Raw genomic sequence first — 16,988 nt, forward strand, 5'->3', positions numbered from 1 at the left:
GTGATGGACATATTTGATTACTATAGAACTGAAGCGAAACGAGCGGAACTAAAATTAATCCTCGACTATGCAGCACAGAACTCCGCAAGAGGTTTGGCCGCTAATTTTTTAGAGAAAGATATTTGGGTAACCGAAATTTTGCGGTTGCTATACGAAGAGGATTTATTAGATAGCCATGATGTGGCCTTCAAAGGTGGAACAGCCCTGAGCAAGTGCTATAGCACCATTGAGCGATTCTCTGAGGATATTGATTTATCGATTCATTGGGCTGACTTAGCAGAATCAGATGATGAAGCTGCTGCTTGGACGCAGACAACACGGAATCCGAGTCAGCAACGTAAATTTAGACGTGAGCAGAGAGAGCGTTTAGAAGGCTGGACCAACGAGTTTGTTCAAAGATTGAATAGCAGACTTTCAGATTATGGCATTGAGGGACTCAGCGCTGAAATTGAAGAAGACTCTGGTGGTGAGAAAATCGACGTTCACTTCCCACATGTGGCATTCCAAGATGATTCTTATCAGTTAGAGCATATACTGCTCGAATTTGGCGGCCGTAATCGGGGCCGGCCGACGGTTTCTAAACCGGTAACGACTTACCTCTCAGAAATAGATGCGGTTGCAGGGTCCCATACGTTACCGATAGCTACAGTAGAGGCTTACCACCCGGATTACATTATTTGGGAAAAGCTAACCGCACTTCATCAATTCTGCACGCAAGAAAACCCGCTTGATACGGTGCGGTTATCCAGACATTGGTATGATGTAGACTGCATTCTGAAAAATCTCTATGAAGGCTCATACCAAAACATGGAAGCACTGCAAGACGTGGTAGCGATGAAGTCGGCAAGGTGGGCTACTCGAGGCGTTTCCTTTGAAGCCATTCTTTCCGGTAAGTTGGTGCTAATTCCAACGGGGCGGCTGCTCGAAGATATCAAAAAAGATTACGACCAGTCCGTAAGCGGTGGAATGTTCTTTAGTGCCCCCGATAGCTTTGCCGGCATCATTGAGCGTTTAGCCGAGCAGCAAGATCTAATTAATCGCTTTTTGAACGAACGGCGTTAGTTTCGATACAACCTTTCCCAAACGCCGTATTCATCTCGCATACTTTCTTTTTAAGGATGTGATCGTTTGCTTTTCAGTAGACTCTTTCATCTTGAGCCCCTCGTACCGAAGGCTGGTTTTGAAGTTCTCGATATTTGGAACAAAGTGCTCTCGTTTGTTGCCATGAGTTTTTGTGGTTTTCATTACCATACCCCCATGTTGAAATGATTAAATTATAGGCTATTCTACGCACCCAAAGTCCAGTTAACAGGTGGAATTTTTTCCACCTCAAAACTCAGGATTTTTCAGGTATCGAGAATTTTTTGTCGCGAGGCAAAGGTCAAAAATTGAAATTTCTACGTCGGTTTACTGTGACCAATTTTGTCATTAAACGGTCTCAAAAGTGTCGATTTTGACCTAAAATGGAAAGCCACAACACCGCTTAAACCCTTGCTACGCCTAGCTTTAACGATTTACCACCGAAGCCATGACTGCCCTCCGGAGGCAGAGGTCACAGGTTCGACTCCTGTCGGGTGCGCCATATCTGCAGGAGCTTCACGGTTTGTGAACACTAACACAAAAATTTTTGTGCCAAATCTGTGCCAAATTTATTCCTGCTTATAATATTGTCGCCCTTCAGCGCCGCTGATGCAGGCGATTTCCAGCCACTTTTTACTTTTGTTGAGACCAGTATTTAAGTGTAATAAGTCCAACACACCTTTCTAAGACGGTTGAATTCGATAAAAGAGAAAAAGCCGGTGATTGAGCCCATGAGATACATGTGGTAGCCTATTTCTTATTTTTAAATGGTTTTTTCATCTGCAGGTTGTTCGTTTGCCAAAAATTATTTGGTCGTTGATCGTAGTCATTTTACTTCACAGTTTTTTTACCTGTGCGGTTGCCGCTGGGCATGTGGAGGATAGTAATCACACTTTCGATTATGCCCATCAACATCATACGCACAATGATCACGAGACGAAGTCACCCGACAACCTCGATCCAAACCACGAACATCAATTTCACGCACACATAAGCTGTATCACTGGTTATTCAATCTGTGCTGCGGCAACACCATGTCCGAATCTTGCAATCCCACATCGATTACTTCCTTTCGATAGTAACGACCATCAACCACCAACCCCACCACCAAATGCCTAAACTTCACGTCTAAAATTTGTGCATTAGCACGCCATTTTACTGTGGAGATAATCATGAAATTACTTTATTTCGTGATTGCTGTACTTGTGGGGTTACTTGCAACCTCATATTCAGCAATCGCAAATGAGTTGTCATTGCGCGAGGCGTTTGAGAAAGCGTTGCAAGACAACCCAAATTTACAGAAATACCCTTATAAGCAACGTATGGCCGAAGCTGAAAAATTGCAGGCATCATTGCGTCCAAATCCGGTCGTTGGTGTTGAGGTTGAGAACTTTGCCGGAAGCGGTGATAGTCAAGGCTTTGATAGTGCTCAAACGACTTTATCATTCAGTCAACTTATTGAACTTGGAGAAAAACGCGAGCGTCGAGTTGAGTATGCGACAGCGCGTCAGCGACAGCTGGCTGCCGAGTTTAATTACGAGAAGATCGAAGTCCTGGCGGAAACTGCTCACCGCTATTACGAAGTGGTTCGGTTGCAGCAGTTGGCTGAATGGAATAATCAACAACAGCAACGTCTCGACAATGCGATGCAAATCGTGAATGAACGTATAGAATCGGGCGCGGTACCAAAATCTGAAGCGACGAGAGTTTTATTGCAACAACGCCAGGTGGCTGTTCAGTCGGAAGAGATTGTTGGAAAGCTAAAGGAGGCACGCTCGAGCTTGAGCGCAATGTGGGCCGCAGAGCCAAGCTTTACTGGTGTGATCGGGGACTTTTATCAATCTTTCGATATTCCTTCACAAGCTGATATTGAACAAGCGGTTAATCAAGCGCCAGAGTTTCTTCGTTTACTCGATTCAGAACGACTACTTGCGGCAAAAGTTAAAGCTGTCAAGGCAGATGCTTCTGCCGATCTCAATGTTGGAGTGGGCGTTCGTTATAACAATCAGCTGAATGATGCAGGTCTCGTTCTTCAGGCATCAATGCCTCTTCAACTCTCTAACCCAAATCAGGGCATCATTGAAGCTAATCAAGCGGAGCGAGCGTTGATTTTTGAGCAACAACGGTTAGTTCGAGAACAATTGCGCGTTCGCGCAAGATCTCTATTAGGACGCATACAAACAAATTATCGCTACTTAGAGAGCACTCAAGCAGATTTATTACCCCTCGCTAAGCAACTAGAGAATGAAACGACCGATGGCTATCGCCGAGGTATTCATAGTCTTTTAGTTGTTCTTGATGCGCAAGATGAGCTAGCACAGCTTGAACACCAAGCCCTTGAGCGTCGCAGTGCTATTCATAAAGACATTCTCGAACTAGAGCGAATGACGGGTCAATCATTTTCGGAATCTAAATTATGAATTTTATGAAAACAATTTTTACTTTGGTCGTTCTATGCGTTGCGCTAAGTGTATCTGCACTAAGCAATGCTTCAACTGAGCATGGTCATACTAAGGCAGACGCGAAGGGGCCAAATGGTGGAACCTTATTGAACGATGGCGATTTATCGGTCGAGATTACGATTTATGAGTCAGGGATACCCCCGGAAATGAGGGTCTACACCTACCTAAACGGAGAAGTGGTAACGCCTAAGGATGTGGACCTGACGGTAACTTTGCATCGGCTCGGAGACGTCAATGACAACTTGAGCTTCACACCAGAGAAGAATTATCTGGTCAGTAATGAGGTAGTTACTGAACCGCATTCGTACGAGGTCTCGGTTGCCGTGAATACCAGAGGCAAACAGACTGAATGGCATTATGAAAGCTTTGAGGGAAGAACAATTTTGTCTGACCGAATCATTCGGCAGGCTGATATTTTGGTTGAACGAGTGGGCCCTCAGACACTTAGGTTCCGAGAGAGTTTGTTTGGCGTCGTTGCCCCTGTAACTGAAAAAACCGTCTCAATTACTCCTACTTATAAAGGTAAACTAACCGACGTTGCGGTTTCAGTTGGTGATCAGATCGCCAAAGGTCAAACGCTTGCGAAAGTTGTCAATGCTGCTAGTGGTGTTAGTTACGATGTGGTGAGTCCTATTAAGGGTGAAGTTACCGAAAGGTTGGTATCTGCCGGTGAAGTGGTAAACGATCAAGTACTTTTTGAGATTGCCGATTTATCGTCGGTATGGGTTGAACTCTCAGCTTTCCCCGAAAACATCGAGAAACTCGAAGTCGGACAAACTGCTGAGGTTTATGATTTGCATCAACATGAGCGCGTTCGTGGAGAAGTGATTTACATTGCTCCAGTTATGACTGGAGGCCACATAGCTCGGGCTCGAGTACTCATTGATAACTCGGCAGGGCATTGGCGGCCCGGCATGCATGTAAAGGCTGATGTAGACGCTCGTGAACGAGACGTGGCTCTGGCTGTTCAAGTTGATGCTATTCAATCTTTTCGAGACATGCCTGTGGTGTTTGCTCAGTATGGAAATACTTTTGAAGTTCGCATGATAGAACTTGGTGAGAGTGATGGAGAATATACCGAAGTTACTGGCGGTCTAGCTCCGGATACTCCTTATGTGATCGGAAACAGCTACATACTCAAAGCCGATGTTCTCAAAGACGGCGCGAGCCATGACCACTAGGAGGGCGAACTTATGATTGATTTACTGATTCGTTTCGCCGTTCAACGTCGATGGTTGATCATGGCGGCAACAATACTTATTGCAGGTGTTGGCGTATTTAGTGCGCTTAAACTGCCAATTGATGCAGTACCGGATATTACCAATGTGCAGGTGCAAATCAACACAGAAGCCCCCGGTTATTCTCCGCTAGAAACAGAGCAGCGTATTACTTATCTGGTTGAAAACGCGATGGCGGGTATACCAGACCTCAACTACACCCGCTCAATATCTCGATACGGCTTATCGCAAGTAACCGTGGTGTTTGAGGAAGGAACCGATATCTATTGGGCTCGCCAGCAAATCAGCGAACGCTTGCAGATGGTCAGAGGTGAACTGCCTGTAGGCGTTGAGCCAGCGCTCGGGCCAATAGCAAGCGGTTTAGGTGAGATTTTCACGTACATTGTTAGTGCTGACCCTGACGCGCGAGACGAGAATGGTCAACCCTACACAGCAGAATCGCTTCGTACCTTGCAAGACTGGGTAATCCGTCCTCAGTTGGTCAAAGTTCCGGGCGTGACCGAAATCAATACAGTTGGCGGTTATGAGCGTGAATATCAAGTCTCTCCGCACCCCGGAAAGTTGCTCGCTTATAAAATCTCGGTAGACGATGTTTTTCGAGCATTGCAGCTCAACAATACCAACGCTGGTGCGGGCTATATTGAGCGTAACGGCGAACAATGGCTAGTTCGCTCTCCCGGTCAACTACAATCCTTAGTGGATATTCGTAATGTGGTTGTTACCAAACGTGATGACGCACCAGTGAGGGTGAAAGATGTTGCGGATGTGTCGTTTGGTGAAGAGCTACGAACAGGAGCTGCTACGGCTGACGGTGAGGAGGTGGTGCTTGGGACCGCAATGATGTTGATTGGCGAGAACAGTCGTATTGTGTCTGAAGCGGTTGCTAAGCGTCTGGAGGAGGTGCAGCTCAGCTTACCCGATGGTGTAACGGTCGAGTCCGTTTATAATCGTACAACTCTGGTTGAGAAAACCATTGCGACCGTCGAAAAGAACCTGTTCGAAGGAGCAGTTCTTGTTATTGTGGTGCTGTTTCTTTTGCTTGGAAATGTCAAAGCTGCACTCATTACGGCACTGGTTATTCCATTGAGCATGTTATTCGCTATCACGGGTATGGCGGCTAATCGTGTGTCCGGTAACTTAATGAGTCTAGGTGCAATAGATTTCGGCATTATCGTCGATGGCGCCGTCATTGTTGTCGAAAATGCCTTACGTCGGCTCGGATCAGCACAACAAAGGCTAGGGCGTTTATTGACGACCAAAGAGCGCTTACAGGAAGTGTTTGAGAGCACACGTGAAGTGTTTAATCCTGCGGTATTTGGTGTGTTGATCATTATGTTGGTTTACTTACCAATATTTGCACTTAGTGGCGTTGAGGGAAAAATGTTTCATCCTATGGCATTCACCGTTGTGTTTGCATTGCTGGGTGCGCTTATTTTTTCTATGACGTTTGTACCAGCCGCGCTTGCGATTTTCGTGAAAGGCAAAGTTTCACATGGTGAAAATCGTCTTATGCGCGGGGCTAGACGACTTTATGAGCCGCTTTTGAATACGTCTCTGAAACGACCCATTGTGATTGTCTTGGTCGGTTTGAGTCTGTTTATGGGATCAATCTATCAAGCCTCGAAAATGGGAACAGAATTCCTGCCACAATTGGATGAAGGCGACTTAGCGCTGCACGCATTGCGTATTCCCGGTACGGGCCTCCAACAATCGGTCGATATGCAATTGCAACTTGAGGAAGTGATTGCTGAATTCGACGAAGTAAAACGGGTATTTTCAAAAATCGGAACCCCCGATGTTGCGACTGATCCCATGCCCCCGAGTGTTGCAGATACGTTTGTTATTCTGAAGCCAAAGAGTGAATGGGCGGATGCAGAAAAAACAAAAGATGAGTTTGTTGCTGAGTTGAGGGAAGCTGTCGAGCAAATACCCGGTAACAAATATGAGTTCACGCAACCCATCGAGATGCGGTTTAATGAGCTGATCGCGGGTGTTCGTGCAGATGTCGCTGTGCGTATCTACGGTGACGACCTCGACCAGTTGAAAGCGCTCGGTGATGAGGCTGTAGAGATCATTGCTGGCGTTGACGGTGCGGCAGATGTTCGAGCAGAACAAATGACCGGCTTACCAACATTGTCAGTGACACCGCAACGTGATCATCTCGCGCTACTTGGATTATCCGTTCAGGACGTTCAACGTGCAGTTCAAAGCGCTGTCGGCGGTTTAGTTGCCGGAACAATTTATGAAGGAGATAAACGGTTTCGGTTGATGGTTCGTCTGGATGAATCTTGGCGCACAGATATCGAAGCGTTAAGGCAGCTGCCTGTTACCGTGCCCCAAGCGAGCAACCCGGAGCTTCAGTACGTCCCATTGGGGGAAATCGCAGACGTTGAACTGACGGTTGGGCCCAATCAGATCAACCGGGAAAGTGGTAAACGCAATGTCATTGTAAGCGCCAATGTTGTCGATCGTGATTTGGGGTCATTTGTTGAGGACATTCGGCAACAGTTACAAAGCGATATATCACTACCAACTGGATATTGGATCGATTATGGCGGCACGTTTGAGCAACTTCAATCAGCGTCTCAGCGTTTAGCAATCGTGGTACCGTTGACGTTATTACTTATCTTTGGACTGTTGTACAGCGCATTCAACTCACTGACAAATGCCTTAATTATATTCACCGGTGTGCCGCTCGCGCTCACAGGCGGTATTTTGGCTCTCTCATTACGCGGTATGCCTCTGTCAATCTCTGCGGCTGTTGGATTTATTGCGTTGTCTGGAGTTGCCGTGTTAAACGGTGTGGTGATGTTATCGTTCATTCAACAGTTACGAGATGAGGGCAAAGCTATCATTGAGGCTGTGTACGAGGGTGCTCGTCAACGATTGAGGCCTGTGCTTATGACGGCACTAGTGGCGAGCTTTGGGTTCATCCCAATGGCGTTTAACACAGGCACGGGCGCTGAGGTTCAACGGCCTTTAGCAACGGTTGTCATTGGCGGAATTGTTTCGTCGACATTGTTGACGCTGGTTGTTCTGCCGGCGCTTTACCTGCTGATAAGCAGACTCAGAATAAGATCGTCTCATTCGTAATCTTGCTGTTTTGGAAGTTGGGTCGAAAGATCCAACTTCCATTCAAATACCCCCGAGCCATCATTACTAATGGCGAAGATACACCTATCGTTTTCAATCGTTTATTTTGGTCATGTCGCGAGCGAGAAGTTTAGCGACAATAGGTGAAGTAATCATTTGAATGACGGCAAAAAATGCAGCGGGAATTGCAATTTCAGGGGGAAGCCCAGATGCAGCAACAAAAGCAGCGGCAATGCTAAACTCCTTTTTACTGACTGTAAAAAGATAAGTGATCATTTCTTGTCGGTCATTGGTAAACAACCGGGACGTCATACCAACCAAATAGCCCATTAGATTAAGGCATAATGCTGCTCCGCCGATCACAAACGCATACCAGCCGTAACCAATGATAGTTTCAGCATTCGGCCCTACAACAGCGAGCAGTATCAAAAGATAGATCACCGAGCCGACACCTGCATAAGTTGAGTCATGTCGTGCAAAGAAGCTCGAAAAACGCGTGCGTAAACTAACACCGACGACCGTTGGAACAAGAACGACCAACATCAACTCAAGAATAATCGTGGCTAAGGGAACGGTTAGCTGAATGCCTGTTAACCATAAAAATAAGAAGGGAACGATGAATGGCGACAGCGCAGTATTGACTGCGTTAAAGACGGCCGCTAAAGCAACATTGCCTCGAGCCATCAGCACTAATAATGGCGAAGAGACATCTGTTGGCAGCGTGCCGAGTAGGGCTTGGCCTGCCGATAACGAGCCGCTGCCGAAGAAAAGTCTTCCGGTCAGCCATCCTGCAATCGACATGGGTCCATAAACGAGACCCAACGCCCACAATTGCCGTGATGGTTTACGTAGCACCATTCGTACATCGTGCGCATCAAAGGTTAAACTGATGACCAGCATTAACAAAGCCAGTAGTAGTCCGATAGAGCCTTCAAAGAAGCGTCCCGTTTCGGGCAGAAGTAATCCTAGCGCTGCGACACTGATGACAAACCAGACAAGGTTGGATTCAATAAAAGAGAAAAAGCGAGAGATATGTAAATCCTTTTTACTTGGCGGACAATTATGCTTTGTTTAGCGCGCTTATTCTGTTGCCAGAATTATACGTCAATTTGATTTGGCTGCCATGCTTACCACATAAATATAAGACACAAACTCCTGCGCGAACGGCCGCATTTGTCTGGCTAACTATCCTTTTTTCCATACCCTCTTGTGCCAAGTTTTGCAGGGTTTGGAGATAAAACGCTAAAACTTCTGGCTAAATGGCCTCGTTAAAATGCTCCTGAGACCCCTACAGGACGGGGCCTGCACGGTTAGCACCTCCTCTCACCATTTAATGTCAGCCAGTCGCTATTTACTCCGGAGGCAGAGGTCACAGGTTCGACTCCTGTCGGGTGCGCCATTTTTAATGGTTCGTAGAAGAATAGTACTTACCAACTAAATATTCTATGGGACCAAACCACTTGAAGTTATCTCAGTTGGTCTAAATTTGTGACCTCAAGCTCAAAATACTGAATCGCGACTGATTTACTAGAAAGCTCATACCTTAAAACGTTCAAGCGCTTTCAATGTACCTTTGCGAATAGCTTCCGCGCTTTGCTCTGCGCGAACACTTATCGAGGCAGCTTCTTCTGATGCAATATCGAGACACGCTTCTAACTTGGATGTGATGTTCACAATTATCGAATCCATGCGATCTGGATCATAGCCAACACTCTTTGCGTGAGCTCCCCAGTGCCGAGGAAGAATTGTATGCCAATGATAATGTCGATTCTTACTATTCACGGCCATCGCCATTTTTATTTTCTTAGGATGTAAATTGCCTACTTGTGCAAATCCATGTGCTGATAACACGTCATATAACGGCGTCAGTCGGTATCCATGGGGAGTCAGTGCCAAACTGAAGTTCTTTGCATGCCCGTCTATAGCGGCGAAAAGCCAATACAGTAGCTGCGCTGACATAAACGTATCCTGATCACGAACCGAAGCCGTAGATGTGGATAAAATATTCATGATCTCTTTAGCGCTTGGCCCACCATGCTCCTCATATTTTGAACTACCTGCCACACCAAGCGCTTGGCAGAAATCTTCTTGCGGTAGTCGATAAGTCTTGTTCCCGATGATCTTTCTATCAAAGCGTTCAATAATCAAAACATCTTCACCATTGAAGCTGTCTATTTTTGTATGGGCTACCGGCAATCCAAGTGCCTGAACAACACGCATACAAAACCATTCGTTTTCAACGCTGCTCGATAAATCAGGTTCACCTGGGCGAGTTATGATTCGCGGTTTCAATATGTGCGTTGTTGGTGTTTGGCCTACAGGGATACCCCACTGTCCTTGCCAAAAAGTCAGCGCCGTTTTCTCTTGAGCGCCGGCAAGTGAAAAACGAAATGCATTCTCATGCTGCATACCGAGGGTTTTGCCGGTTCGAGAATCTGCTATGAGTTGGCCGATTTGTTCTTCATTCAACGGGATTATTTCAACGTCAGGAACCGGCTCGGGCTCCGGACTGGCAACGAAGGTTAATGCGCCAATACAGTCTTTGCCAACCGTTTGGAGCAAATCAAAAGGTTTTGTACTTTTAGCCCCAAGCCTATCCACAATCGTTTTACGAACATCCGGACTGTCGGGCAACAAATTATCAAAGTAAGCGTTTAGAGCTTCGCCGGAATATTCCTGCTCAGTTAATGGTATGGATATGGAGATTGCCCGTGCAAACTTGGATTGTAGCCAACTATCTGAATATCGAAAACTCAAGTTATTCAGCCGCGATGTCAACGTGCCAACGAGCTGATCATTCATGTGGCAATAGAGTGTATTCTCATGTTTGCGTCGGCCCATTACCAAATAACCTCGTTGTTATTTGAGGTGCTTTGTTCCACAGCGTCTGCGTTTAGCTGAATTCTGAGCGCTGCAAAAATTCGCAGCAAAGTTGATGTGTGCATTTCTCCGGTACGTTCAATCGAAGACACGCTTCGTTGCGAAAGATCGGTTAACCTTGCGAGTTCCTTTTGTGTGTAGCCTTGCGCTTTTCTCTGCGATTTAATAATTACCGCCAAGTCGGCTGGGCGCTGAATGATCATGAGTAAACCTCATCGATGTAGTCGGGTTCATAAATAGGCGCAGATGAAGTGTAGTACATAAACCTAAAAAATGAAGTAGACATCATAAATTTAACCTTATGATGTTTACTTCATTAATTAGTCCTCTGTAGTCGCCCCGAAAAATCGGAGCCGTCATAAATAGAATTCTCAACTCGCCAAGAAAGCCGATAGCTTTTCCAGCTGCAGCTGATAAAACTTTGGGCTCTCTTTTTTAAATTTTGCTAAATTCATCAACTTCCACTTTACCGATGGAAATTGATGATAATCATAAACAGACCAGTTCGGCTCTAATTGATTAAAACTAAGCCGAAATTGCTTGTCCGCCTCGCTCAAACTCCGACGTATCGTATCTATCAACTTGAACCCTGTTGCTTCAAAATCAGCATAACTAAATACAACATTACTCATGCCTTCAAACTGGTTTTTAAAAGCTGCCCTTTAGTCACGTAAGTTGGGGGCAAGCATTTCATGTGTTGGTCGATTGCTACTAATCAGCGCGAATAACAAGCCCCGTTTGATTTCATCGGTAAACCTCTTTCGCGATTTCCGGCAACACATCGAGTAGCAGCTTTACCTGTCTTTTATAAGCTTCGTTCATTCCATTGACTCCAGTTCCTTTGGTACAGTGATTTGATATTTCGGAATGTAAACACCGCTCGCTACTATCGCACGCTTACCCGAGCCTAGGTTTACACTGCTTAAATCAAGATATTGCATCCAGTCGTGATTTGCTTTCTCGGCCAGATATAAAAATAAGCGTTTCACTTTTATTGAGTTACAGGCTTCTAACAACTTTTGCACGGAGGCGGGCCGCAAGTTATTGAGGCCCTCCATAAGCTCGTAAGCTTCCAGTAACGATTGTGATTTGGGTGCAAGATACAGACACTCCATGATGGCTCGCGCTGGCTCTGATACTTTAACCGTGAACTGTTTATGTGGTATTTCGGTTAAACCGATTTCGGCCGGCAGAAAGTTGGATAACATGTACTTGACGTTAACGCTCCAATCTTGTTTTTTAAACCACAAAGGCACATGCTCGCCATGAGCGCCAAATAGCTGCACGTGCTTTGGGGCAAGCTCTAAATAATGCGCCTTGCCTTGCAACCCCAGGGCAGTTTTTCCGCCAGGATGTAACGATAAGCCGAGCTGAGTTTGCATGGCGTTCACCCCACCGAGATAATCCACGTGGTCGCCATAGCGTATTAAAGCACCGGCACCGATACTCTCAAACCGCTGACTTTTTTTATAGCGTTGCTGCAAGTCGAGGCTGTAGCCATTTTCAACAAGCCAAGATGAACAGAGCACGACGCCCAATGGTTGGGAGCTCAGTAGCCGGTTTAATTTTGATGATATATCCGCACTCATGGTACCAACCTGTTAATCATTTCAAACTACAGGTTAGTTTATATTTTCAACTATGTCAGTACTAATGGTGCTAATTTTTATTAAATTTCAAACCCAAAAGCCTATCGATGATTTAAGGAAATTGTCACCCTACTAAATATTTCCTGCTTCTTCTGACCTAAAATCAAGTCAAAAAGGTGGAATTTTTTCCACCTAAAAACTCAGATTTTTTCGGAGATTCAGAATTTTTTGTCGCGAGGCAAAGGTCAAAATTTGAAATTTCCACGTCGGTATCCTGTGACCAATTTTGTCATTAAACGGTCTCAAAAGTGTCGATTTCGACGAAAAATGGAAAGTCACAACACCGCTTAAGCCCTTGCTACGCCTAGCTTTAACGATTTACCACCGAACCCGTGACTGCCCTCCGGAGGCAGAGGCCGCAGGTTCGACTCCTGCCGGGTGCGCCATATATTATAAGTTCTTTACTGATAGTAAACACTAACAAATATTTTTATGGGACCAAATTGGGACCAAGTCGATGCTGGGGAAAACGATATTCGGGCTATCTATGATGAAGAGAATGCAGTCATAAAATTCTTTTGCCGCTACCAACGGGATATGAACTTTTACGATAAGAAACTGATGGCTTTTGCCACCAAGCATGGCATTGATACGAAACCTTGCAATTTGTAAAAGTTGCCAATCCCGTTGAAATATCACGTTCCTCGACCAATAACGGCCTGAATAACGCATCCATTTCAATCCGCTTTTTATAGTTGCCCCGTGTCGTCGTTTGCACGAAACGACCCGAAGCACTCGAATAGCTAATCGTACTTGGTTCCCATGGCGAAGGTGGAATTATCGACGTTGGCCGTCCCATGACATCATATGTATATTGCGTCGTATGACCATTAAAGTTGGTAACTGCGGTTACCTCACCTCGCTGATTAACCACCTGCTGGGCAATTCGTGTATTCGACACATTATACCTGTCAGGCACAATGATTTGGGTTGGTATCCCTCTCACATATTGGTTAAATTCAATATAACGATTTGTCGCATTGAATGACTGTCGACGCACATTACCATCCGCATGATAACTGCTATTGGTGCTTTGCAATTGCCCGAAACGCCAAGTTTCGTGGAGCTGTAAAGAAAACTCGTGCGTAACAGGATAATATTTCATCTCGCTTGCGAGGATCCAGTTACCATTAGTAGTCGACACTTCCGTCGTCGTCGGCAGGTTCAAGACCCACTCATCAATATCGTGCTGATAACCTAAACGGGTAAACTTAGTACCAAAATCACTTTCCTCTCTGATTATCTGGGGCTGCCCGTATAAGTTGTAATTACTATACTGAGTCGTAAATGATGTCGGGATTACGCCACTATATACTCGGGTGATCACTTCATCTCGATAAATATAGTATTCATGCTGATCGTGATTCTCGAATTTGTGATGACACTCATTGGTCTCTAACTCAAATACTGGATACTCATCAGGCTTACAAGACACAAGTCTCGCACTGCCCGGCTTTGGCTGAGTGACAAACGAAAAATGCTTAGACTGTAGCAGGGTGCTACCGTCAACATCATACTGTAACGTTAAAATCTCTTGCCCTTCAAACGCGTTAAATCGGCGATCAAAAACATGCACGGTTCGACTTCCGTCTGGAGCATTGACAGATGTCGATCGCAAATCCATCAATGTCAAACCTTGCGTGACAGATGTTGGAAGTCCATCTAAAGCCTCTGGAGATGGTGTTGCCTGTTGCGTTTGCTTTGGGGAGCCTGCATTCTGTGAATAACTATAATTCCAAACAAGAACCTCTTGATTAAATTCAAGTTCTTTTTTGGTAATCGCCATGTTTACGAAACATCGGTCGACTTGGTGGAAATCCCTGATGGTATGTAGCGGCACACCTACACGACCAAACCGTGTTGGTTTTTGCGTGAGACGAAATAAAGCGCCATCTGGATGTCGGACGGTAGACACTACACTAAAATCTGCCGGAGCTTGGCAATCGCCCATCCCGATCGAGTTGTTAGAAAAACCACCAAATAGGTCAAATGCAAGGTTGAGTTCCCATGCCTTCCCATCCGGTCGCGTGATGGTGTCTAGAACATCTTTGTAAATCGATTCGCGCTGATCATATTCCTCGCGATAAGTGTAGAGCCAGGTTTTGCCATCCGCTTGAATGGAACGCACTCGCTCTGAGCTTGCTCCAGCTTCATATTGAATAGTAATACGTCTTCCGTCGCTCGACTCAATACTTGTTAGTTTATTGAAATACGCTTGCAGACCACTTGACGTACCTGTAGGGACTGTTGATGGCGCATAATTATATTTTACCCAGTTACCAAATCTATCCTCGATACGGCTTACCTGAATGTTTAGAGTGTAAGTTCTAAGTAGCTCTATAACCGCATAATTTGGATCGAGAATATCAGCCTCTTGGGCCACAGCAATCAAAGACTTGGGTGTAAGTGTATCAACATCAAAAGTGTATGTAACGCCGTCTGGTGAGCGCGCGATAAAGCCATTGAAGTTACCTGGAATACATGAAATATCCCAATTATCAGCATATCGGCTTGGCGCGCTTGCATCTCCTTGTAACAGCCGTTGGTTAACAACTCCCGGAATATCCAAGAAGTCACCACTCCAATATTGAACGGGGCCAACGGTAGCAAATTGAGTATCTACGTAACTAGGACTTAACTCCCCCACACATCCAGGTTTATGACTAAGAAGCCCAGGTCTGTATTCAAGCGTCGTAGTCGTAATACTTGGAATATCTAACGTCCAATCACCGAAACCTGAGTTATTGCCTCGATTATTGCGCGAACCTCGATAAGTTCGTCTAATTTCAACAGGTATGCGGCTGTTACCGATAAGTGAAACGTCCACATTTTGAAAGCTAATACTCCCCGTATTTAAGTCAACTCGATCACCAAATAAACCAGTGGTTTCAGGAGTTATCTGTTCATTTACTTTCATGCGAGAAAGTGCCAATTCAACCATATTCTTCACATCGTTACTTTGGCTTGCAGACGCCACCGAAACAGAAAATGTTAATACACCTAATACAAGCGTTCGTGCGATTGTTTGCCTACTCATTTTTATTGCTCCTTACGCTTGCCAAAAGGTTTATATTCAATAGCTCGGATAAGTTTTCCGTCTTGGTCCGTCTCACCAATTACACTTCCGAGAATATTCGTATGGATGTAGATAACTGTATCCTCGTCATTTCCGCTCAGCGCAAATATCTCCTGACGTTCAGCACTATCTATCCAGCCATCAGCAGCTAAAAAGGCTTTAGCTCGAATGGTGCCCGTTCCCACTGCAATCGGACCTTGATACTCGGTGGAGCTAGTATTAACCGCTGTACCATCAGTCGTATATCGTATAATTGCGCCGGAGGTTGCGCTTGTGATACTCACTAATTGCAAAGCATCGTAGACACCCCCTGAAGGTGTAATCATTGGTCGCTCGACTTGACGTATTTGAATCGAATTACTTATTGGTGAAAAAGCACTGCACGAGGATGTACTGCAAGCTCGGACTTTGAATCGATAGGTACTCCCAACAAGCCCGTTTATTGAATGATTCCGGCTAGTGCCTTTATTGATAACACTTCCCCAACTACCATTCGTTTCCTGTTGAAATTCGTAACGTGTAGCGTTGGCGACTGCGCTCCAATTTACGGATATTTGCTGATTCGTTATGGTGAACGACGGCTTTGTTGGTGCCGCCAGTACAAAGACAGAAGCCGCAAGGTTTGAAAAGGACGCACAACCAAATGAATGACATGCACGGACGCGAAAGGTATAAGCACTACCGATATTTCCTGTCATTGTGTAAGTTCTTGAAGAGCCATTGTTAATGACGCTTCCCCATGTACCATTTACCTGTTGCTGTATGTCGTAGCGTGTAGCATTAGCTACTGCACCCCAATTAACAGAGATTTGGCGCTCATTAATCGAGATACTTGGAGTGGCTACCGTTGCTAACACATTAATAGGATCAGATACGGTCGAATATGACGAGCACTTGGATGGTTCACATGCTCGTACTCTAAATCTATAAGTACTTCCGACATTGCCAGTCAAAGAATGACTTCTGTTAGTTCCCTTATTTACAATAGCGCCCCAAATTCCATTTGTTTGTTGTTGAATTTCATAATAAGTTGCTAACGATACGCTGCTCCAATTAACCGTGACCTGCCTAGCACTCATTGAAAGTGAAGGCTTCCCAGGTGCGGTTATATTTGGAATCGTTAGGACGGAGCTAAAAGTAGTCGGACTGCACCCGTGTCTATCACTGCAGGCAGAAATTTTAAAAGTATAAGAATTTCCAGACGACAACATTCTTTGCACACCTGAATCGTGGTGAACTGTGTTAGCTCCCCAAACCCCATTAGTAGATTGTGCCAAAAGGAAGTAATCGGGTGAGCTTGGTGTGATCCAATTTAAATTTAAGGTCAACCCAACGAGTGTCATACTCTTAAACGTGGGTTGAGTAGGCGTGCATTGGCTTTCAATAGATATCGCTTCGCATTCATAGATCTGTGCTTGCGAGGAAGGAGCTAACCAAAATGTCATCACGCTCAAGAAAAAGAGGTAAACTAGTCTTACAAATCGGTGTTTTTCAACCGAGTTGTCCAAAA

Annotated in this window: 11 protein-coding genes; 4 read left to right on the forward strand and 7 right to left on the reverse strand. The window is 45.3% G+C overall.

The features are described from left to right. The 4 genes from IDAT_RS12600 to IDAT_RS12615 all read left to right on the forward strand — a co-directional run. Window positions 1–1,062: nucleotidyl transferase AbiEii/AbiGii toxin family protein (locus IDAT_RS12600; RefSeq protein WP_244441661.1), on the forward strand; the 1,062-nt coding region annotated here is incomplete at its 5' end. 1,190 nt (window positions 1,063–2,252) lie between these two features. Next, window positions 2,253–3,500: a TolC family protein gene (locus IDAT_RS12605; RefSeq protein ID WP_034734314.1), complete on the forward strand. Its 1,248-nt coding sequence runs from the start codon at window positions 2,253–2,255 to the stop codon at window positions 3,498–3,500. Then, entirely contained in the window at window positions 3,497–4,723 is a 1,227-nt protein-coding gene (locus IDAT_RS12610; protein ID WP_034734315.1) for an efflux RND transporter periplasmic adaptor subunit, read from the forward strand. Before IDAT_RS12605 ends, IDAT_RS12610 begins: the two co-directional genes overlap by 4 nt. 12 nt (window positions 4,724–4,735) lie before the next feature. Beyond that, a complete protein-coding gene (locus tag IDAT_RS12615) occupies window positions 4,736–7,873 on the forward strand; it encodes an efflux RND transporter permease subunit (protein WP_034734318.1) in 3,138 nt (1,045 codons plus the stop codon). Between the two features lie 93 nt (window positions 7,874–7,966). Here IDAT_RS12615 and IDAT_RS12620 read toward each other — a convergent pair whose 3' ends face one another. From IDAT_RS12620 to IDAT_RS13245, 7 genes are all read right to left on the reverse strand, one after another. Continuing rightward, window positions 7,967–8,905 carry a bile acid:sodium symporter family protein gene (locus IDAT_RS12620; protein ID WP_034734320.1) on the reverse strand — a complete coding sequence of 313 codons (939 nt, stop codon included), beginning with the start codon at window positions 8,903–8,905 and terminating at the stop codon, window positions 7,967–7,969. A gap of 504 nt (window positions 8,906–9,409) precedes the next feature. After that, window positions 9,410–10,714: a type II toxin-antitoxin system HipA family toxin gene (locus IDAT_RS12625; RefSeq protein ID WP_034734322.1), complete on the reverse strand. Its 1,305-nt coding sequence runs from the start codon at window positions 10,712–10,714 to the stop codon at window positions 9,410–9,412. Then, window positions 10,714–10,956: a helix-turn-helix domain-containing protein gene (locus IDAT_RS12630; RefSeq protein ID WP_034734324.1), complete on the reverse strand. Its 243-nt coding sequence runs from the start codon at window positions 10,954–10,956 to the stop codon at window positions 10,714–10,716. Before IDAT_RS12630 ends, IDAT_RS12625 begins: the two co-directional genes overlap by 1 nt. Window positions 10,957–11,124: 168 nt before the next feature. Continuing rightward, window positions 11,125–11,385, reverse strand: coding sequence for a hypothetical protein (locus IDAT_RS12635; RefSeq protein WP_051986821.1), 261 nt, complete (start codon window positions 11,383–11,385; stop codon window positions 11,125–11,127). A gap of 186 nt (window positions 11,386–11,571) precedes the next feature. Next, a complete protein-coding gene (locus IDAT_RS12640) occupies window positions 11,572–12,342 on the reverse strand; it encodes a type IV toxin-antitoxin system AbiEi family antitoxin (protein ID WP_034734327.1) in 771 nt (256 codons plus the stop codon). Window positions 12,343–12,907: 565 nt separating this feature from the next. After that, the gene (locus IDAT_RS12645; RefSeq protein ID WP_034734330.1) at window positions 12,908–15,439 is read right to left on the reverse strand and encodes an RHS repeat domain-containing protein; all 2,532 of its coding nucleotides are present in this window, start codon (window positions 15,437–15,439) and stop codon (window positions 12,908–12,910) included. Window positions 15,440–15,441: 2 nt separating this feature from the next. Then, window positions 15,442–16,988, reverse strand: a 1,547-nt coding sequence (locus IDAT_RS13245) for a chitobiase/beta-hexosaminidase C-terminal domain-containing protein (RefSeq protein ID WP_211250611.1), incomplete at its 5' end; no start/stop codon positions are given.

Origin of the sequence: Pseudidiomarina atlantica, assembly GCF_000753735.1 — a bacterium.
Lineage (GTDB): Bacteria > Pseudomonadota > Gammaproteobacteria > Enterobacterales > Alteromonadaceae > Pseudidiomarina > Pseudidiomarina atlantica.